Origin of the sequence: Leifsonia shinshuensis (assembly GCF_022606355.1) — a bacterium.
GTDB lineage: Bacteria > Actinomycetota > Actinomycetes > Actinomycetales > Microbacteriaceae > Leifsonia > Leifsonia shinshuensis_B.
This window is the reverse complement of the sequence record NZ_JAHHZQ010000002.1, coordinates 218,386-238,210: the sequence shown is the minus strand read 5'-3', so window position 1 is coordinate 238,210 and position 19,825 is coordinate 218,386. Positions and strand designations below refer to the sequence as shown.

At 71.1% G+C, this 19,825-nt stretch carries 18 protein-coding genes; 11 read left to right on the top strand and 7 right to left on the bottom strand.

Annotation, left to right across the window (positions count from 1 at the left end; genetic code table 11):
• Nucleotides 1–89: 89 nt before the first annotated feature.
• From KNO15_RS07915 to KNO15_RS07885, 7 genes are all read left to right on the top strand, one after another.
• Nucleotides 90–941 carry an alpha/beta fold hydrolase gene (locus KNO15_RS07915; RefSeq protein ID WP_241702926.1) on the top strand — a complete coding sequence of 284 codons (852 nt, stop codon included), beginning with the start codon at nt 90–92 and terminating at the stop codon, nt 939–941.
• 112 nt (nt 942–1,053) lie between these two features.
• Nucleotides 1,054–2,103 (top strand): lipoate--protein ligase family protein, encoded by a 1,050-nt coding sequence (locus KNO15_RS07910; RefSeq protein WP_241702925.1) that lies wholly within the window; start codon nt 1,054–1,056, stop codon nt 2,101–2,103.
• 220 nt (nt 2,104–2,323) lie between these two features.
• Nucleotides 2,324–4,663 carry an HtaA domain-containing protein gene (locus KNO15_RS07905; protein ID WP_241702924.1) on the top strand — a complete coding sequence of 780 codons (2,340 nt, stop codon included), beginning with the start codon at nt 2,324–2,326 and terminating at the stop codon, nt 4,661–4,663.
• On the top strand, nt 4,660–5,760 hold the full coding sequence (locus KNO15_RS23095) for a heme/hemin ABC transporter substrate-binding protein (protein WP_241702923.1): 1,101 nt from the start codon (nt 4,660–4,662) through the stop codon (nt 5,758–5,760). Before KNO15_RS07905 ends, KNO15_RS23095 begins: the two co-directional genes overlap by 4 nt.
• 17 nt (nt 5,761–5,777) lie before the next feature.
• Nucleotides 5,778–6,869 (top strand): FecCD family ABC transporter permease, encoded by a 1,092-nt coding sequence (locus KNO15_RS07895; RefSeq protein WP_374113165.1) that lies wholly within the window; start codon nt 5,778–5,780, stop codon nt 6,867–6,869.
• Nucleotides 6,866–7,696: a heme ABC transporter ATP-binding protein gene (locus KNO15_RS07890; RefSeq protein ID WP_241702922.1), complete on the top strand. Its 831-nt coding sequence runs from the start codon at nt 6,866–6,868 to the stop codon at nt 7,694–7,696. Before KNO15_RS07895 ends, KNO15_RS07890 begins: the two co-directional genes overlap by 4 nt.
• Nucleotides 7,693–8,058, top strand: coding sequence for a hypothetical protein (locus tag KNO15_RS07885; protein ID WP_241702921.1), 366 nt, complete (start codon nt 7,693–7,695; stop codon nt 8,056–8,058). Before KNO15_RS07890 ends, KNO15_RS07885 begins: the two co-directional genes overlap by 4 nt.
• A gap of 25 nt (nt 8,059–8,083) precedes the next feature.
• Here the strand turns inward: KNO15_RS07885 and KNO15_RS07880 are convergent, their stop codons facing one another.
• Together KNO15_RS07880 and KNO15_RS07875 are read right to left on the bottom strand one after the other, a co-directional pair.
• Nucleotides 8,084–8,731, bottom strand: a complete 648-nt coding sequence (locus tag KNO15_RS07880; RefSeq protein WP_241702920.1) for a hypothetical protein — start codon at nt 8,729–8,731, stop codon at nt 8,084–8,086.
• A 63-nt stretch (nt 8,732–8,794) separates the two neighbouring features.
• A complete protein-coding gene (locus tag KNO15_RS07875) occupies nt 8,795–9,079 on the bottom strand; it encodes a GNAT family N-acetyltransferase (protein ID WP_241702919.1) in 285 nt (94 codons plus the stop codon).
• A 55-nt stretch (nt 9,080–9,134) separates the two neighbouring features.
• Between KNO15_RS07875 and KNO15_RS07870 the strand changes: the two genes are divergently transcribed.
• Together KNO15_RS07870 and KNO15_RS07865 are read left to right on the top strand one after the other, a co-directional pair.
• Complete coding sequence (locus KNO15_RS07870; protein ID WP_241702918.1) at nt 9,135–10,028, top strand: DNA-methyltransferase; 894 nt, start codon at nt 9,135–9,137, stop codon at nt 10,026–10,028.
• 160 nt (nt 10,029–10,188) lie between these two features.
• Nucleotides 10,189–11,022, top strand: a complete 834-nt coding sequence (locus KNO15_RS07865) for a phosphatase PAP2 family protein (protein ID WP_241702917.1) — start codon at nt 10,189–10,191, stop codon at nt 11,020–11,022.
• A 178-nt stretch (nt 11,023–11,200) separates the two neighbouring features.
• On the opposite strand, the gene KNO15_RS07860 is transcribed toward KNO15_RS07865, so the two are convergent.
• The 5 genes from KNO15_RS07860 to KNO15_RS07840 all read right to left on the bottom strand — a co-directional run bounded on the left by KNO15_RS07860 (nt 11,201) and on the right by KNO15_RS07840 (nt 17,277).
• Nucleotides 11,201–12,223 carry a LacI family DNA-binding transcriptional regulator gene (locus KNO15_RS07860; RefSeq protein ID WP_241702916.1) on the bottom strand — a complete coding sequence of 341 codons (1,023 nt, stop codon included), beginning with the start codon at nt 12,221–12,223 and terminating at the stop codon, nt 11,201–11,203.
• A gap of 60 nt (nt 12,224–12,283) precedes the next feature.
• Nucleotides 12,284–13,816, bottom strand: coding sequence for a GH1 family beta-glucosidase (locus KNO15_RS07855; protein WP_241702915.1), 1,533 nt, complete (start codon nt 13,814–13,816; stop codon nt 12,284–12,286).
• A 2-nt stretch (nt 13,817–13,818) separates the two neighbouring features.
• Complete coding sequence (locus KNO15_RS07850) at nt 13,819–14,700, bottom strand: carbohydrate ABC transporter permease (protein WP_241702914.1); 882 nt, start codon at nt 14,698–14,700, stop codon at nt 13,819–13,821.
• The gene (locus tag KNO15_RS07845) at nt 14,697–15,836 is read right to left on the bottom strand and encodes a carbohydrate ABC transporter permease (RefSeq protein ID WP_241702913.1); all 1,140 of its coding nucleotides are present in this window, start codon (nt 15,834–15,836) and stop codon (nt 14,697–14,699) included. The genes KNO15_RS07850 and KNO15_RS07845 overlap by 4 nt, the downstream gene beginning before the upstream one ends.
• Nucleotides 15,837–15,951: 115 nt before the next feature.
• On the bottom strand, nt 15,952–17,277 hold the full coding sequence (locus KNO15_RS07840) for an ABC transporter substrate-binding protein (protein ID WP_241702912.1): 1,326 nt from the start codon (nt 17,275–17,277) through the stop codon (nt 15,952–15,954).
• Nucleotides 17,278–17,568: 291 nt separating this feature from the next.
• Between KNO15_RS07840 and KNO15_RS07835 the strand changes: the two genes are divergently transcribed.
• Nucleotides 17,569–18,162 (top strand): TetR/AcrR family transcriptional regulator, encoded by a 594-nt coding sequence (locus KNO15_RS07835; RefSeq protein WP_241702911.1) that lies wholly within the window; start codon nt 17,569–17,571, stop codon nt 18,160–18,162.
• A 325-nt stretch (nt 18,163–18,487) separates the two neighbouring features.
• Nucleotides 18,488–19,822 (top strand): cation:proton antiporter domain-containing protein, encoded by a 1,335-nt coding sequence (locus tag KNO15_RS07830; RefSeq protein ID WP_241702910.1) that lies wholly within the window; start codon nt 18,488–18,490, stop codon nt 19,820–19,822.
• Nucleotides 19,823–19,825: the final 3 nt, after the last annotated feature.

Below are 19,825 nucleotides of genomic sequence, written 5' to 3'. Positions count from 1 at the left end.
TAACAAATTAGACTGGCTAAATAAAGTTCGTTCGCCGGTGGCGTGCCGATATCGTGCGAAGACCGCCGGCGGTGCGTCAGAATGAGCCCGTGCAGCGAGAGTTCAGCGCCGACGACGGCCTCCGCATCTTCTTCGACGTCTACGACGCCGACCGCCCCCGCGCCGTCGTGCAACTGGCTCACGGGGTCGGTGAGCACGCGGGCCGCTACCGTCCGCTCGCCGAACACCTGGTCGGGGAGGGCTACCGTGTCTACGCCGACGACCATCGCGGTCACGGCCGCACCGGCATGGAGCAGTGGCACGGCGACGCGAGCAAGCTCGGCCGGCTCGGTCCGGGCGGACTGCGGGCGGCACTCCGCGATCTGCGGGGGTTCACGCGCCTCATCCGTGACGAGAACCCCGACCTGCCGCTCGTGTTCGTGGGCCACAGCTGGGGGTCGCTGATGGGGCAGCTGACGCTGAACCACCACTCGGCCGACTACGACGCTGCGGTGCTCTCCGGCACGGCGTACCGGATGATCGGCTCGATGAACGGCGGAGACCTCAACAAGCGGCACGCGCACCTCGGTACGACCGGGGCCGAGTGGCTGAGCCGGGACCCAGCCGTCGCTCAGGCGTTCATCGACGACCCGCTCTGCACGCTCGTGCCGCTGCGGAAGCTGTTCGGGATGGCCGACGCCGCGCGGCTGCTCGGGCGTCCGGCCCGGCATCTCGAGCGCGACCTCCCGCTGCTCATCCAGGTCGGCGATGACGATCCGCTGGGCGGCGAGGCCTCCGCCCGCAAGCTCGAGAAGTCGTACCGCGACCGCTCCGGCCTCACCGACGTGACGACGATCGTGTACCCCGGCGCCCGCCACGAGATCTTCAACGAGACCAACCGCCTCGAGGTCTTCGCCGATCTCACCGCCTGGCTCGACCCTCGCATCCCCGCCCGCGCCTGACCATCCGTTCCTCACTTCCTCCCGCGACACGCCGGCGTCAGGCGGGAGAAAGTGAGGAAGAGATGGCTGCGCACGGGGAGGGTGGCGGGCGGGGCGGATTTAGGCTGGGGGCATGCATGGTGAGTACAAGGTCCCTGGTGGCAAGCTCGTCGTCGTCGACCTGGAGGTCGTGGACGGCCTGATCGCCGGATTCCGGCTGGCCGGGGACTTCTTCCTCGAGCCCGACACCGCGCTGGAGGCCATCGACGCCTCCGTCAACGGTCTCCCGGCCGAGAGCGACTCCAAGGCGATCGCCGCCGCCGTCAAGGAGGCCCTGCCCGAAGGGGCCCTGCTGCTCGGCTTCTCGCCGGAGGCGGTCGCCGTCGCGGTGCGCCGCGCCCTCGCGCGCGCCACCAGCTGGCGCGACTACGACTGGCAGATCGTGCACGCCAAGGCGGTCTCCCCGCAGCTGCACCTGGCGCTCGACGAGGTGCTGACCACGGAGGTGGGCGAGGGGCGCCGAGGCCCGACCCTCCGCATCTGGGAGTGGGACGAGCCCGCGGTCGTGATCGGCAGCTTCCAGTCGGTGAAGAACGAGGTCGACCCGGTCAACGCCGAGAAGTACGGCGTGCAGGTCGTCCGTCGCATCACCGGCGGTGGCGCGATGTTCATGGAGGCCGGCTCGGTCGTCACCTACTCGATCTACGCACCCGCCGACCTGGTGCAGGGGATGAGCTTCGCCGACAGCTACGCGTTCCTCGACGAGTGGGCCATCGTCGCGCTCAAGTCGCTCGGGATCGACGCGAGCTATGTGCCTCTCAACGACATCACAAGCCCGAAGGGCAAGATCGGGGGCGCGGCCCAGAAGCGCCTCGGCTCGGGGGCCGTGCTGCACCACGTGACGATGAGCTACGACATGGACGGTCAGAAGATGACCGAGGTGCTCCGCATCGGCCGCGAGAAGATCAGCGACAAGGGCATCACCAGTGCCGCCAAGCGGGTGGATCCGCTGCGCAGCCAGACCGGGCTCAGTCGCGCGGAGATCATCGAGCAGCTCAAACTCACCTTCCGCAACCTGTACGGTGCGTCCGACGGAGATATCACCGAATCGGAATACGCGGAGGCCGAAAGGCTGGTCGCCGAGAAGTTCGCGACCGACGAGTGGCTGTACCGCGTGCCGTAGAGGTCGCGGATCCGCTCCAGAGGTGGACGAAGCCCGTATGTCGCTGACGGCATACGGGCTTCTTCGTGCCGTCGGAGTATCGCGGGCTTGCGCTCACCCGGGCCGCTCCTGTTAGGTTAGGCAAAGCTTAGTTAGCTGAGCCTCACCTCACCTCACCAGTAGAGAAACCTCACCAGAGAACAGCGGGGCGACCGTGCGTCGCCGCGCTCACAGGAGTGCCATGAGATCGTCACCCCCTCGTTTCGTCGCGGCCCTGGCAGCCGCTCTCCTCGCCGGGCTCGGCCTGACGGCCGTCGGCGCCGCGCCCGCCCTCGCTGCCGGCCCCGTCGTCTCCGCGCCTGCCGTCCCCAGTGGAGGCGGGACCATCACCGTCACCGGTACCGGCTTCTCAGCGGCGTCGCCCGGAATCTACCTGGGCGTCGGCCCGGCGGGCCTCGCCGGCTTCTACGCGGGCTCCGGCAGCCTCCTCGACGGCGACACCATCTGGATCGGGCCGGGCAACCCGGTCGTCGACTCCGGGGCTCAGCGCATGGCGCCGCTGGCGGCCGACGGCACATTCTCGGTCACGCTGACCGTCCCGGCGGCGACGGAGACCGTGCCCGCGTACGCGATCTACACGTCGAAGGCGCACGGTCAGGGGATGGCCGACCGCTCGCAGGACACGATCACGACCCTGACGTACGCCGCTGCCCTGCCGGCTGCGACCTCGCTCACGCTCACCGCCGACGCGGCCTCCGTGACCGCGGGCGCGACCGTGACGCTGACCGCGACGGTCGCGCCGGCCGCCGCGGGAAGCGTGGAGTTCCGGGACGGGTCGACCGTGCTCGGCTCCGGTTCGACCGACGCCGGCACCGGTGTCGCGACGCTCGCGACCAGCACGCTCGCCGTCGGCCCGCACGCGATCTCGGCGGCGTTCACGCCCGCCGACGGCGATGCCTTCGCGGCGTCGACGTCGGGCCAGGCGACCGTCACCGTGACCGCGCCGACGACCCCGACCGACCCGACGACCCCGACCGACCCGACGACCCCGACCCAGCCGACCGGCCCGTCCATCGCGGCACCGGCGGTTCCGGCCGCGGGCGGGACCATCACCGTCACCGGCGCGGGCTTCTCGGCGGCGTCGCCCGGCATCTACCTGGGCGTCGGCCCGGCGGGCCTCGCCGGCTTCTACGCGGGCTCCGGCAGCCTCCTCGACGGCGACACCATCTGGATCGGGCCGGGCAACCCGGTCGTCGACTCCGGGGCTCAGCGCATGGCGCCGCTGAAGGCCGACGGCACGTTCTCGGTCACGCTCACCATCCCGGCCGCGACCGCCACGATTCCCGCCTACGCGATCTACACCTCCAAAGCGCACGGCCAGGGGATGGCCGACCGCTCGCAGGACACCGTCACGGCGCTCGCGTACGCCGCCACCCCGGGCACACCCGGTGAGAACGCGGTCGCGACCGCGCTCGCGATCCGCATCGCCTCGACGTCGCACGCGGGCGACCCGGTCGACGTCACGGTCACCATCACCCCGCAGGCCGACGGCACCGTCACCCTGTACGACAACGGAGCCGTCGTGGCGAGCGGTCTGCGACTGACGCCCGATGCGCCAGTGTCGAACACAGCGCCCGGCGCCGTGCCCGCTCTGTTCGCGTCCGCATCGGGTGCGACCTCCGCCGCCTCCGCCGGTGGCTCGTCCTCGGTCACGACCCGCGTACCCGGGCTCGCCTCCGGAACGCATCGCTTCACGGCTTCGTTCGCGCCCGACGACGCGTCCGCGTTCGCCCCGTCCACCGCCCCGGTGGTCGCGCACACCGTGCAGCCCGCGGCGACCACGCCGGGCGGCACGGTGACGCCCACGACGCAGACCGCGGCCGGCGCGACAGCGGAGCCGGTCTGCGTCGCCCGCTCCGTCGCCGGCGCCACGCTCGACTGGGGCATCAAGTCGAGTTTCCGCACCTACATCTCCGGCGGTATCGCCAACGGCTCCTGGACGCTGAGCGGCGTCGGTTACGACGGAGGCCGCTACGGCTGGAGCGGCGGCTCCGGCAGCATCAACACGGCGGACACCCGAGGTCTGGTGCGCTTCCCGGGCACGGCCTCGTTCAGCGGGCACGGCGGCGTCCTCACGCTGACGCTCTCGAATGTCGCCCTCCGGGTGTCCGGCCCGAACACGGCCACGATCGTCGCGGACGTGCACTCGACCGACATGGGCGGCACCCCGTCCGATCACCGTGGCGTGGCCTTCGCGACGGTGGCCCTCGGCGGGGCGCCGGCCTCCGGGTCGTCGTTCTCCGCGACGAGCGCGCCGGCGACACTGACCGCCGGCGGCGCGACCGCGTTCGCCGGCTTCTACACCGCGGGCACCGCGCTCGACCCGGTGACGTTCCGCCTTCCGCTGGGCGCGACGGTCGCGTGCGACAGCACCACGGCCTCGGTCTCCGGCCTCGCGTCGACCGGTGGCGACGGGCCGGGTGACTGGCCGCTCGTGAGCGGGCTGCTCATCCTCGTCGGTATGCTCGCCGTGGTCGTCGTACGGCGGCGAGTGACCCGTGCGGGCGTGGAGGTCGTGTGACCCGGGTGCTCGCCCGGCTCGTCGTCGCGCTCACGACCGTCGCCCTCCTCGCCGGGTGCAGCGCCGCTGCGCCCGGCGGGGGGAGTCGGTCGACGGCCGGGACGTCCAGCGCCTCCCCGACGCCGGGTGCCACCGGCGCGGCGCTCGTCGACCCCCGCACGATCACCGGTCCGTCGACGGCCGCGCCGGTGACCGACATCGCGCCGATCGCGGGCACGGCGAAGCCCGCCCTCCCCGTGACCCTCACCGACGCCACCGGCGCCTCTGTGACGGTCCGCGACGCGAGCCGGGTGCTCGCACTCGACATCTACGGCACCCTCGCCGAGACGGTCGTCGGCCTGGGGCTCGGCGACCGCCTGGTCGGCCGCGGTTCGTCCAACACGCTCCAGGTCATGAAGAACCTCCCCGTCGTGACGCAGAACGGCCACGAGCTCAACGGGGAGGCGGTGCTGGCCCTGCGCCCGACGCTCGTGCTGACCGACACCACGATCGGGCCGCGAGAGGTGCAGGAACAGCTCCGCGCCTCCGGAGTGACCGTCGTGTTCTTCGACCCGAAGCGCAGCATCGACGCGATCGGCCCGCAGATCGGCGCGGTCGCGCACGCGCTCGGGCTGGACGGCCTGGGCGAGAAGCTCGCGAAGCGCACGGCGGACGACCTCGCGTCGGCGAAGGCCGACATCGCCCGCCTCGCACCCGCCGACGAGTCGCGGCGGCTTCGGGTGGCGTTCCTCTACGCGCGGGGCACTGCCGGGGTGTTCTTCCTCTTCGGCGCGGGGATGGGCGCCGACGCCCTCATCCCCGCCCTCGGCGCGGTCGACGTCGCCGGCGCGGCCGGCATCACCGGCGCGAAGCCGGCCGGCAGCGAGGCACTGCTCGCCACCAACCCGGACGCCTTCCTGATGATGAGCGACGGCCTGGCCTCCGCCGGAGGCGTCGACGGCCTCCTGAAGCGGCCGGGGGTCGCCGACACGCTCGCCGGGCAGCACCGCCGCGTCATCGATATGAACGACGGGCAGATCCTCTCGTTCGGCCCGTCCACGCCCGCCGTGCTGCGGTCGCTGGCCGACGCGCTGTACCGGCCGGGGGCGCGGGGATGACGGCGCGGGCGGCGAGGGTGCGCGTGTCCGACGCGGGGGCGGCCTCCGCCCCCGCCTCGCAGCTCTCGGCTGTCGCGCGGGCCAAGGCACGTCGAGCCGCGGTGATCACGACGCTGGTCGTGCTGCTGCTCGGCGTCGCCCTGCTGTCGGCCGGCATCGGCCAGTTCTCGCTGTCTCCCGCCGAGGTCGTGGCGTCGTTCGGCCGCCGGCTCGGGCTCGCACCGTCTGCGGCCGCCGACGCCTACGCCGACGGTGCGCTCTGGAACGTCCGCTTTCCGCGCATCGTGCTGGGACTGGTCGTCGGTGCGGCCCTCGGAGTCGCGGGCGCGCTCATGCAGGGTGTTTTCGCGAATCCGCTCGCGGAGCCGGCGGTCGTCGGCGTCTCGGCGGGGGCCGCCGTCGGGGCGTGCGCCGCGATCGTCTTCGGCCTCCACGCGTTCGGCGCCGCGACGGTACCGGCGGCGGCCTTCGTCTGCGGTGTCGTCACGACCCTCCTCGTCTACGTGCTCTCGCGAGCGCAGGGACGCACCAGAGTCCTGATGCTCGTGCTGACCGGCATCGCGGTCAACGCGATTGCCAACGCGATCATCGCGCTCCTCGTCTTCGTCGCCGACACGGCCAGCCGGGAGCAGATCATGTTCTGGCAGCTCGGCTCGCTCAACGGCGCGACCTGGTCGGCCGTGGGCATCACGCTGCCCCTGCTCGCGGTCGGCGTGGTCGGCGCCTCCGCGCTCGCCCGACGCCTCGACGTGCTCGCCCTCGGCGATCGCAGCGCCCGTCACCTCGGCGTTCCCGTCGAGCGCGTGCGACTGACGGCGGTGCTGCTGGTCGCGCTGCTGACCGCGGCGGCGGTCTCGTTCGCGGGGATCATCGCCTTCGTCGGGCTCATCGTGCCGCACGTCCTCCGGCTGCTCATCGGCCCGGCCCACGCTGCGCTGCTGCCGGCGAGCGCGCTGGGAGGCGCGCTGCTGATCGCGGCCGCCGACGTCGCAGCGCGCACGGCGGTGCCGTTCGCCGACCTCCCGATCGGCATGTTCACCGCGCTGGTCGGCGGGCCGGTGTTCTTCGTGCTGCTGCGTCGCACCATCGCGACGGGGGAGCGGGCATGACGGCGGCCGCGCCGACCGACGAGCCCGGAGCCGAACTCCGCGACGTGACCGTGGAGGTCGCCGGGCGCCGCATTCTCGATCGCGTCGACCTGGAGGTCAGGCCCGGCGAGCTGGTCGCCCTGATCGGCCCCAACGGCGCCGGAAAGTCGACCGCGCTGAGCACACTGGCGGGCGACCTCCCGCCCACCGCCGGAAGGGCGCTCATCGACGGCGTGGACGCCCACCGTCTCCGCCCGCTCGAGCTCGGCCGCCGCCGGGCGGTGCTGCCGCAGCAGAAGGGCGTCTCGTTCTCGTACCCGGTGCGGGAGGTCGTGGCGATGGGACGCACGCCGTGGGCGCGCACGCCCGAGGCGTCCCACGACGACGAGCGCATCGCGGACGCTCTCGCCCGCACCGGTGTCGCCCACCTCGCCGACCGCGACGTCACGACCCTGTCCGGCGGCGAGCTCGCACGCGTCTCGCTCGCACGGGTGCTCGCCCAGGGCTGCCCGATCACCCTGCTCGACGAGCCCACCGACGCCCTCGACCTCGGTCACCGCGAGCAGGTGCTGGCGCTCGCCGCGGGGCTCGCGCACGACGGCGGAGCCGTGCTCGCGGTGCTGCACGATCTCGACCTGGCGGCGGCGTATGCCGACCGGCTGGTCCTGCTGCACGGCGGTGGGGTCGTCGCGGAGGGGCGTCCGGAGGAGGTGCTCATCGCCTCCCGGATCAGCGAGGTCTACGACCACCCCGTGGAGGTCGTGCCGCACCCGAGCAGCGGCGTACCCTTGGTTCTTCCTGTGCGTCCGCCGAGCCGCCAGCGGGTCTCCGGTACCCTTGACGCGTGAACTGGTGGGTCGTCGTCGTCGTGTGCGTGCTCGTCGCCGCGATCGTCACCGGTGTGAAGCTCGGCTGGATCGACCTCTCCAACAAGACGAACCGCGGCTCGGGCACCATGAGCGGCGCCATCGGCGGCTCGTTCGACGAGGTCTTCGCGCCCACGCGTCACGAAGCCCAGCAGGAGCTGGACCGTCAGTCGTTCCTCCCGGCTCCCGCTCCGCTTCCCGGTGACGGCGACAAGGGCGTGTGGGAGGCGGGCAAGATCACCATCGACGTCGGTACGGCCGGTCGCGGGCAGCGCGCCGAGGGCCGCGCGCCCTCCGAAGAGGGCCGCGCCACCACGCGCACCTCGGACTCCCACCGCGCCTGACGCGGGCCCGCCGTGAGCGGTCCCCTCAGAGCAGCTCGGTCGCCAGGCTGCTGCCGGCGACCGCCCAGATCGCCATGAAGAGTGCCGCGCCGGCGAAGACCGCCGCCACCGGAGCGAGGAGGCGTGCGCGCGGCGACCGCGCGCTGGCGGCGCTCACGACCGCACCGGCGATCGCGAACACCAACGTTCCCTCGCCGGCCCCGTACGGAGAGAGCATGGACCAGGATGCCTGGAGGAAGAACGGACCGCCGACGGCTCCGGCGACGGCGACATCCTTCCAACCGGAGACGCCTCGGGAACGCCACCAGCCGAGCAACCCGTAGAACGCTGCGGCGACGACCGCGAACCCCAGCCACAGCACCGACGGCGGGTACGGGAGGTAGTAGACGACGAGTCCGAGCGCGAGGGTGACGAACGCGGCGAGCATGCGCGCCGCCACCGGACGGAACGGCAGGAGCCAGGCGGCGCCGAATGCCGCAGCGGCCCACGGAGCGCCGGCATCGTAGAGCCAGCGGGCGTCCTCGCCGGACGCCGCTCGGGCGACCGCGGCCCAGCAGGGGCCGATGGCGAGAGCGAAGGCGACGCGGAGGAGGGTGATCGGCCGTTGCCGGGGCGTGCGGCGAGCAGCTTCCTCGGTCAGGCGAGATCTGCGCGTGACGGTCTCTGGCATCATGCAAAGAATATTACATGTCAATCTCGCGCGGTTGCTGGGAGCCGGCCTCCTCCGCGGCTGGCGTCAGCGGCGCTGCAACGCCTGGTACTCGGGGTGGTCCTGCAGCCAGCGCCGCACGTACGGGCAGGTCGCGATGACCCGCAGGGAGGTGCGGTCTCGCACATCGTCGAGCGCCGTCTGCACCAGCTCGGAGGCCATCCCACGTTCCCGCTTCTCGGGGTCGACCTCCGTATGGGTGAAGACGATCGCGTCGTCCCGGAGCTCGTACTCGGCCACGCCGATCACCTCGCCGTCCTTCAGAAGGGCGTAGCGGGAGTGGTCGGGCTGCTTCTCGACGGTCAGCGTCATGCCGACAGGCTACCCGGTGCCCGCGCCCAGACGGCCCATGCGCGAGAATGGACGCATGCCCGAGCCCGCTGCCGACGCCTCCTCCTCGGTGCTGTGGCAGCCGGACGGGCCGAGCACCGTCGTACACGCCGACAACCTCGAGGTGGTCAGCGGTCTCCCGTCGGGGGCGTTCCAGCTCATCTACCTCGACCCGCCCTTCAACACCGGGCGCCCGCAGGCGCGGCAGCGCACGAAAGCCGTGCGAGCGGAGGCCGGCGCCGGCAGCGTGATCGGCTTCCAGGGCCGCAGCTACGAACGCATCAAGGGCGACCTGCTCCGCTACGACGACCGGTTCGAGGACTACTGGGGCTTTCTCGAGCCGCGGCTGATCGAGGCCTGGCGGCTGCTCGCCGACAGCGGGACGCTGTACCTGCACCTCGACTACCGCGAATCGCACTACGCGAAAGTGCTGCTCGATGCGCTCTTCGGGCGAGAGTCGTTCCTCAACGAGATCGTCTGGGCCTACGACTACGGCGCGAAGGCCAAGAACCGCTGGCCGGCGAAGCACGACACGATCCTCGTCTACGTGAAGAGCCCGCGCGGCTACTACTTCGACTCCGCGGCCGTCGACCGCGAGCCCTACATGGCCCCCGGCCTCGTCACACCGGAGAAGGCCGAACTCGGCAAGCTGCCCACCGACGTGTGGTGGCACACCATCGTGTCGCCGACCGGTCGCGAGAAGACCGGCTATCCGACCCAGAAGCCGGAGGGCGTCCTCCGTCGGATCGTGCAGGCGTCGAGCCGCGAAGGCGACTGGGTGCTGGACTTCTTCGCGGGCAGCGGCACGACCGGCGCCGTCGCGGCGGCTCTGGGCCGCAGGTTCCTGCTCGTCGACAGCAGCGCCGACGCGGTCGCGATCATGCGCGCCCGGCTGGCGGAGGCGGTCGACGGCGTGCGCTTCGTCGGCTGACGCTCGCGCGGTCCGGGGCGCGTAGTCCGCCGAGGGGCACGTAAGCGCCCCTCAAACGGTCCGATAGGGGGCTTGCGTGCCCTTCGCGGGCGCATCCGCGCCCCGCGACCCGGCTTTCCGGGACTTCCCGGGACTTCCCGGGAACGGTGTGGAAGGGTTGATGACTATGCGACCCGCCGCACTCCGTGCCCTCCCGTTCGTCTGGGGCGCGCTCGGCACGACCGTCCTCTTCGTCGGCGTGTACCTCTTCTTCGTGCGCAGCTACATCGGCCAGGTCATCGACGAGCGGTCGTTCGCCGGGGCCAATGTCTGGAAGGGCGACCTCATCGAGTTCGCGCAGTCGTTCCTGAACGCCCTCCCCGTCGCGGCCGTCGTCATCGGTGCGGTCGTGGCGCTGATCATCGTGCTCCTGCGACGCAACTGGTTGGTGCTCGCCATCGCCGCGGGGGCGGCGGTCGCGGCGAACGTGAGCACGCAGGTGCTCAAGTACTCCGTGCTGTCACGACCGGCGAAGGGCGTGGACACCGGGCTCGCGAACTCGTTGCCGTCCGGCCACACGGCTGTCGCCGCCTCCGCGGCGCTGGTCGTCTTCCTGGTGACGGCGCCGCGCTACCGGCCGCTCGCGGCTGTGCTCGGTTCACTGTTCACGGTCGCCGCGGGCGCCTCCACGCTGGTGGAGCAGTGGCACCGGCCGAGCGACGTCATCGCCGGGATGCTCGTGGTCGCGTTCTGGGGATGCATCGCCGGCGTCGTGCTGGCCTCCCTGCGGCTGCGTCCGGCCGACCCGCCGGTGCGCTCGAAGCTCTGGGCGCTGGTCTGGATCGCCGCCGCGTGCGGGATCGTGGCCGCCGTCGCGCTCGTGGTCACCTACAACTCCACTCAGAACGGCACCGAGCACCTCTTCATCGCCTACGCGGGAGGCGTCTCCGCGATCGCGACCACGGGTTTCGCGCTCGCCGTGGTCGGCAACCGCCTCTACCGCCGCCTGGCCTGAGGTCGCAGCGCGCGGTCCTCTTCGCCGGCGCGGTGGGCGGGGGGTGACCGTAGCTCCGGAGGCCTGCGCCGGGAGGGCCGCCTCTGGCCCGTTCGAACGGAGATCGGAGCGGGATCGGTACGGATCTCCGGAGTTGTCGGCGACCTCCGCCCGCGCGCCCGGCACGGCCGACCCGGCCTCAGGAGCTCTGGCGGACCACGAGCTCGGTCGGCAGCAGCGTCACGCGGTCGACGGGCTCGCCGGCGAGGCGGCGGACGAGCACGCGGGCCATGGTCTCGCCCAGGCCGATGGACGGCTGGTGCACGGTCGTCAGCGGCGGGGTCGCGGTGAGCCCGAAGTTGTCGTCGTCGAAGCCGACCACGGCGATGTCGCGCGGGATGTCGAGCCCCGCCTCGTGGATCGCCGAGTAGGCACCCGCAGCCATCTGATCGTTCGCGGCGAACAGGCCGTCGATCGGCCTGCCCGTCGCGAGCAGCCTCCGCATGGCCTCCATGCCGGAGTAGGGCGAGAAGTCGCCGTACTCGACGAGGGAGGTGTCGAGGCCGTGCGCCAGCAGGGCGTCGCGCCAGCCGGTGAAGCGGTCGAGCCCGGCAGGCATGTCCTGCGGGCCGGTGATCAGGGCGATGTTGCGGCGGCCCTGGGCGATCAGGTGCTCCGCGGCGCCGGCCGAGCCTGCCACGTTGTCCACGTCCACGAAGTACGACTCGTGCTGGGACTCGCTCACGGGCCGTCCGCCGAACACGATCGGGAGGGTCGAGCCCAGCTGAGCGTACGAATGGTCGCCCGAGTGGTGCGAGACCACCAGGGCGCCGTCGACGTTGCCGCCCATGAGGTATCGGCGGGTCTTGTCGGGGTTGGTCTCCGACGAGATCACCATGTTGAGCGTGTACTCGGTGTCTGCGAGGCTCAGGGCGACGCCTTGCACGATGGAGGCGAAGAACGGGTCGGCGAACACCTTCGCCGTCGACTCGGGAACCACCAGTGCGATCACCTGGGTGCGCCGGGAGGCGAGGGAGCGGGCGGCGCGGTTCGGCACGTAGTTGAGGTCGGCGATGGCGCGGGTCACCGCCTCCACCACCTCCGGCTTCACCTTGGGGGAGCCGTTGACGACGCGGGAGACGGTCGCCCGCGACACGCCCGCGCGCGCGGCGACGGCCTCCAGGGTCGGCACTGAACGGCCGTCCACCTGCTCCGTCGACATCGGTTCCTCTTCTCGGTGCGTCGAGTGGGGTCGGGCGCCGTTGACGACGCCCGACCCATGTTAGGCGCGAGCTGCTGCAGATCCGGTGGGCACGCCCACCACATCGGCCGCGACGGTGGCGGCGGAGGCGATGATCCGGGCGTAAGCGCGGCCCGAGTCCTTCACCGTGCGCTGCAGCGTGTCGTAGTCGACGTGGACGATGCCGAACCGCTTGGCGTACCCCCACGCCCACTCGAAGTTGTCGAGCAGCGACCAGACGAAGTAGCCGCGCACGTCGGCGCCCGCGGCGATCGCCTCGCGCACCGCCTCGAGGTGCGCGACGATGTACGCCTCCCGCTCGAGGTCGCGGATGCGGCCGTCGTCGTCCACGGCGTCGTCGTAGGCCGCGCCGTTCTCGGTGATGTACAGCGGCGGAAGCGCCGGGTACTCCGCCGTGAGCCGCACCAGCAGGTCCCGGAGGCCGTTCGGGTTGACCTCCCAGCCCATGGCGGTCGTCGGCAGGCTCCTGGACGGGAACGTGACGAACTCGCTGCCGACGAACGGCGACGACTTCGGCCGGTCCGTCGGAACCGGGGCCGACGCCGTGTCGGCGGCCAGCGGATGCCCGCTGACGTTGTCGTCGTGGTAGTGGTTGACCCCGACGAAGTCGATCGGCTGCCGGATCGCGGCGAGGTCGCCGTCGTGCACCAGCTCCTCGAACCGGTACTCGCGCAGGTCCTCCAGCACATCGGCCGGGTAGGTGCCCTCCAGGATCGGGTCGAGGTACATGCGGTTCCAGAGGCCGTCGATGCGGCGCGCGGCGTCGAGGTCGGCGGCGTCGTCCGGGTCGTTCGGCACGGCGTTCGTCAGGTTGAGCGTGATGCCGAGCCGCAGCTGCTCGGCGCGGCCGTCGTGCTCCGATGCGAGGTCGCGGATCGCCGCGCCGGCGAGCCCGTGGGCGAGATGCTGGTGGTGCAGGGCGGCCAGGGCGGCGCGCGGCTCCCTGCGGCCGGGGGCATGCTCGCCGGCGGCGTAGGCGATGAGCGACGAGCACAGCGGCTCGTTGAAGGTCGTCCAGTGCGAGACCCGGTCGCCGAGCGCGTCGTACACCGCGATGGCGTAGTCGCGGAAGCGGTAGGCCGTGTCGCGGTTCGCCCAGCCGCCGCGCTCCTCCAGCGCCAGCGGCAGGTCCCAGTGGTACAGCGTGAGCCAGGGCAGGATGCCTGCCCCGAGCAGTTCGTCGACCAGCCGGCTGTAGAAGTCCAGCCCGGCGCGGTTGACGCCTCGGTCGCCCGGCTTGACGCGCGCCCACGATGTCGAGAAGCGGTACGACTGGAGGCCGAGCTCGGCCATCAGGGCGACGTCCTGCGGCATGCGGTGATAGTGGTCGATGGCGCGCTCGGGGGCGTCGCCGCCGGCGATCGCCCCGGGGACTCGGGCGAAGGCGTCCCAGATGGAGTCCTCCTTGCCGTCCTCGTGGGCGGCGCCCTCGATCTGGGCGGCGGCGGTCGCGGATCCCCAGAGGAACCCGGCGGGCCAGCGGGAGGCGGAGGCGGAGGCGGCGGAGGCCGCCGAGGCCGCGGAGGACCCCCGGAAGGTGTGGTCGTCGGTCATTCTCAACCCTTCACTGCGCCGGCCATGATGCCCGAGACCAGCTGCCGGCCGGCGAGCACGAAGAGGATGAGCAGGGGAATGGTCGCGAGCACTGCGCCGGCGAGCACGATCGAGTAGTCGACGTATTTGGCGGACTGCAGCTGGCTCAGCGCGACCTGCAGGGTGGGGTTCTGCGGGGCGACGAGCAGCGGCCAGAGGTAGTCGGTCCACGCCGTCATGAAGGTGAACAGGCCGAGGATCGCCATGGCCGGCCGCGCCGCCGGAACGCCCACATGCCAGAAGGTGCGGATCATGTTCGCGCCGTCCACGCGGGCGGCCTCGATGAGCTCCTCCGGGATGACGTCGACGAGGTACTGCCGCATGAAGAAGACGCCGAACGCGGTGACCAGGGTCGGCACGATGACCGCGCCGAGCGTGCCGGTCCAGCCGAACTGCTTCATCACCATGAACAGCGGGATGATGCCGAGCTGGGTCGGGACCGCGAGCGTCCCGATGACGAAGACCATCAGGCCCTCGCGGCCGCGGAAGCGCAGCTTGGCGAACGCGTAGCCGGCGAGCGTCGAGAACGCCACGACGGAGGCGGTGATCACCGTCGCGACGATGATCGAGTTGCCGAGCGCCTGCCAGAACGGCACGGTGTCGAGCACGGCCGAGATGTTCGTCCAGAACTGGCCGCCCGGCAGCAGGGGAGGCCAGGTGGCCGTGAGCACTGTGCTGTCGCTGGATCCGGCGACGAACGACCACCACAGGGGGTAGGCGCCACCGACGAAGATCGCGAGCAGGATGCCGTAGGTCAGGAAGCCGGGCCGGCGGTCGATGCCGAGGGCGCGGCGGCGGGGTTCGCGCTGGGACGGGCGTGCGGCCGGCCGGGTCGCGGTGGTCATACGTTCTTCTCCTCGCTCGCCGACGCCAGGGCCAGGGCGCCTTCGGCGCTCCGCCCGTCGCCGTCGGACGCTGCGGCGTCGGTGGGTGCGGTGTCGGTCGCCGCGGCCGCGCGGCTGCGCGCCAGGCGGCGGGCGGTCCTCGTGCGGTGCACGCGCGCCTCGGTGGAGGCGATGCGGCGCGAGATGAGGAAGTTGAGCACGCCGAACGCCACGATGATGAGGAACAGCATCCACGCGATCGCGGACGCCTTCCCGAAGTTCTGGCGGTTGAACGCCATGTCCCACAGGTAGAGCACCGTCGTCTGGTACTGCCGCTGCGGGCCTCCCGGAACCGCGCTCGACGGGTTGAACAGCTTCGGTTCGGTGAAGATCTGCAGTCCGCCGATCGTCGCCGTGATGATGACGAAGATCATGGTCGGGCGGATGCTCGGCAGCGTGATCGAGAAGAAGCGGCGGAACTGTCCCGCTCCGTCGAGGGCGGCGGACTCGTGGATGTCGCGGGGCACCGCCTGCATCGCGGCAAGCAGGATGAGCGCGTTGTATCCGGTCCAGCGCCAGTTGACCATCGTCGCGATCGCGAGATGGGACGGGAACACCTCGGTCTTCCACATCACCGGGTCGAGGCCGATGGCCTGCAGGATGTTGTTGATCAGACCGTACTTCTCGTCGAACGCGCTCGAGAAGATCAGGGTGACGGCGACCGGGGTCACGACGTAGGGGAGGAGCACGCTCATGCGCCAGAAGGTCTTGGCGCGGATGTTCTGATCGAGCATCGCCGCGATGAAGACGGCTCCGATCAGCTGCGGGATGGCGGAGAGCAGGAAGATGCTGACCGTGTTGAAGAGCGAGTTCCAGAAGAACGGGTCCTTCAGCTCGGCGAGGTAGTTGGCGAAGCCCACCCACTCGCCGGGGCCAGTGAGCAGGTTCCAGTTGTTGAGCGACACGACGAACGTGTAGACGAGCGGGAACAGGCCGACGAGGGCGAAGAGCACGAAGAACGGCGCGACGTAGAAGTACGGGGAGGCTTTGACGTCGAAGCGGCTGAGCTTCTGCTTGAAGGTGAGCGCCCGGCGGTCGTCGCGATCGCGCCGGGAGGCCGTCGGCGCGGCGTCCGGGGTGCGGGTGACGGTGGTCATGCGGTTCTCCGGTGGTTGGGAGGAGGAGGACGGGCTCTGCGCCGAGCCCGAGGCTCCGGTGAGGGGATTCGGGCCCCGCCGCCTGCAGCAGCGGGGCCCGAACTGGTGAGGTGTACTACTTGTTGACGACGAGCTGGTTCAGGAGCTTGATCGCGTTGGCCCAGGCCTGGTCGCCGTTCGCCTTGCCGGAGTCGAGCTGCTGCACCGACGGGCCGAACACCTGGCTCTGGATGACCGAGTCGTCCGGGCCCTTGTACTGGGCGACGACGCCCTTCGCGCGCTCTGCCAGGATCTGGCCGACAGGAGCGTTGTTGAAGAACTTCGTCAGGTCGCTCGCGCCGGTCACGCCGGGGTCGGACTGCGCCTCGGTGACCGACGGGAACGTGCCGGCCGCCTGGAAGGTCGCGACCTGCGACTTGGCGGTGGTCAGCCACGCGGCGAGGGCAGCGGCCTCCTTCGGGTGCTTGGACTGCTTCGGCACGGTCAGGAACGAGCCGCCCCAGTTGGCTGCGCCGCCCGGGAAGACGTTCGCGAAGTCCCATCCGGTGGAGGCGTCGCCGCCGCCGGCCTTGACCTGCCCCTGCACGACGCCGAGCATCCAGCCCGGGCAGACGAACGTGGCGAACGAGCCGTCGGTGAACGCCTTGCCCTTGCCCCAGTCCCACTGGGTCTGGTTCGACGACAGGCCCGCGGCCGCGCCGCCGGCCAGCTTGCTCCACAGCGCCTTGAGGTCGCTGTTGTTCTCGATGTTGAGCTTGCCGTCCTTGGTGTAGTAACCCTCGGGCTGCTGGTTCACCATCGCGTTCCAGATGAAGCCGGACTGGTCGTAGAACGCCTTGCCCGTGGCTGCCTTGTACTGCTCGCCGACCTTGAAGAAGTCGTCCCAGGTGGCGTTGTCACCGCCGAACAGCTTGGCGACGGACTCGCGGTCGCTCGGCAGGCCGGCCGCGGCGAAGAGCTTGCCGTTGTAGCAGAGGCCCTCCGGTCCGATGTCGGTGCCGTAGCCGATGATGCGGCCGTTCTTGTCGGTGGCCTGCTTCAGCTTCCAGTCGACCCAGCGGCTCTTGATGTCGTTGGCGCCATAGTCCTTGAGGTCGTTGAACTGGTCGGAGACCTGCATGACTTTGGAGAGCCAGCCCTCCTCGACCGCCTGGACGTCGGGGAGCCCGCTTCCGGCGGCCTCCTTGGTCTGCCAGTCGGTCAGGGCGTTGTCGCCGGTGTCGATGTTGGTCGCCTTGATCTTGATGCCCGGGTGCTCCTTCTCGTACTGCGAGTAGAGCTTGTCGAAGCCCATCGTGCCGAACGTCGTGACGGTCAGCGTGATCGGGTTCGAGCTGGTCCCCGCATCGCCGCCGCTCGATGAGCAGCCGGCCGCGAGGAGGGCGAACGAGGCCGCGCCGGCGATTGCCGCCGCGACCTTGGTGCGACGTGAAAGCTTCACGGATCACTCCCTTGTGCGTGTGAGTTGTTGGGTCTGGTGACTCTGTGAGAGCGCTCTCTTTCGGGTGTAGTGAGAGCGCTCTCACGGATCGAGAGTGAATGTAGATCCGGCGTGTCGACCTTGTCAAGCCGCTTCGTGGTCGCGCTCTCATCGTTGAAAAACCGGGAATCGCGAGAACGCGGGCGCCGTCCGCGGAATCCTGCGGTCGTCGAGTGGTCGCTGTGACCGAACCGTGACCTTCCGGCCTCCGATTTTAGATAGACTGATCTACCTAGATAAGCAGGAGGCGCCGTGGCTGATTCGCCGCGCAACTCGGGTGCGCGCACCGGGGGAGCCCGCCGCCGCATCCTCGAATCGGCCGCCAGGAGGTTCTACCTCGACGGCATCGCGGCCACCGGGGTCGACGCGATCACGGCCGACGCCGGGGTGGCGAAGATGAGCCTCTACAACAACTTCGCCTCCAAGTCGGCCCTCGTCTGCGCCTCCCTCGAAGCGCGCCATGCGGAGTGGCTCGCGCTCTACGTCCGTCGTGCGCGCCGCGCGGCCGACCCGGTCACGCGCACCCTCGCCGTCTTCGACGCGTACCTCGACCAGGCGGCCCTCGCGCCGGAGCCGGGATACCGCGGGAGCGCCCTGCTGAACGCCGCGGCCGAGCTGCCGCTGGGTGACCCTGGCCGGGAGATCGTCCGCCGGCACAGTGCAGAGGTCGACGGCATCCTCGCCGCCGGCCTGCGCGAGCTCACCGACCGCGCCCGCGCGGAGCGCGTGGCCCAGCAGCTGTCGTACATCCTGCACGGCGCCCTGGCACGCTCGGGCCTGGAGGCCGACCGCCGCCGCCTCCGCGACGCCCGCACTCTCGCCCTCGACCTCCTCACCGCGCTCTAGCAGCCGCCCACCCCGCTGCGCGCGCCGCCTGCCGCGCCGCCCAGGGCCGCCGAGGGGCACGTCGTTGTCACTTTGGGCGCCCGAAAGCGACAACAAGGTGCCCCTCGGTCGTCGCCCTGGACGCTCATCGCCTCCTCCCGCTGCCGCCCGCCCCGCTGCGCGCGCCGCCTGCCGCGCCGCCCAGGGCCGCCGAGGGGCACGTAGTTGTCACCTTGGGCGCCCGAAAGCGGCAACGACGTGCCCTTCGATCCTTGGCGGGCGGGGAGGTGTGGGGACAGACTGGGTCCGGCAGTGGCAGTGGCAGCGGCACAGGGAGGGAGGACGGATGCCGGTCATCATCCTCGTGGGCCTCGCGGCCGTCGCGCTGTGGTCGCTGGTCGCGCGCCGGTTCGAGCGCTTCGGGATCGCCGGACCGGCGGCGTTGGCCGTTCTCGGCTCCCTCGTCGTCCTCATCGACGTGCACGGGTTCACCGACGCGATCGACAGCGATGTCGCCCAGCACGTCGTCGAGCTCATCCTGGCCGTGCTGCTGTTCGTCGACGCGTGCGAGGTGCGCGGCGGCATCTTCGGCGGCGAGGGGCGCAGCCTGTCCCGCCTGGTGCTGATCGCCCTCCCGCTCTCCCTGGTTCTCGTCGTGGTCGCGACCGGCTGGCTCCTTCCCGAGCTGAACGTCTTCGTGCTCATCGTGATCGCCTGCATCGTCATGCCGACCGACTTCGCGCCGGCGACGGCTCTGCTGCGCTCCGGACGCATCCCCGCCCGCGTGCGCCAGATCCTCAACGTGGAGAGCGGCTACAACGACGGACTGATCTCGCCGCTGTTCAGCATGTCGCTCGCGATCGCGGTCGCGCTGCCGACGCTGATCAAGGTCGCCAACACGGGCGAGCAGCTCACCGGCGCCACCGAGAAGCAACTCGAGAAGAACCTGTCGGAGGCCGTCTTCGCCTTCTTCGGCGCGATCCCGGCGACCCTGTTCGCGATCATCGTCGGCGTCGTGGTGGGCGCGCTGCTCGGGCTCCTCACGCGCTGGGCCACCGCTCGCGGCTGGGCGGACGCCGCGGGGATCCGGTTCGTGATGCTCCTCGCGCCCCTCCTGACCTACGGGATCGCCACCCTGCACGACGTCTCCGCGAACGGCTTCGTCGCCGCGTTCGTCGCCGGCGTCATGTTCCGCGTCCTCCGCACCCGGCGCAATGCGTTGGAGGCGGTGCCCCATGACGAACTGCTGCTGGTGGAGGAGGCGAGCACGGTCGCCGCGAACTTCGTCTGGTTCATCCTGGGCGGCATGACCACGGCCGTCATCATCGAGGGCATCGACTGGCGCATCCTGGTGATCGCCGTTCTGGCGCTCACAGTCTTCCGGGCCGTGCCCGTCTACGTGTCGATGCTGGGATCCCCGGTCACCTGGCGGGAGCGCACCTACATCGGGCTGGTCGGCCCGCGCGGCACCGCGACGATCGTGTTCGGCCTGCTGGCGTTCAACCACCTCCCGGACAAAGACAGCGCCGACGTGCTGAGCGTCACCGTCCTCACGGTCGTGGGCAGCATCCTGCTGCACGGGGTGGCCACGCCGCTCGTGCTGCGTCGCGTCACGGCCCGGGACGCCGGAACGGCCGCCGCCCCGGTGGGCGACGGCCGTTCCGTCGGTGAGGTGGAGTGACGA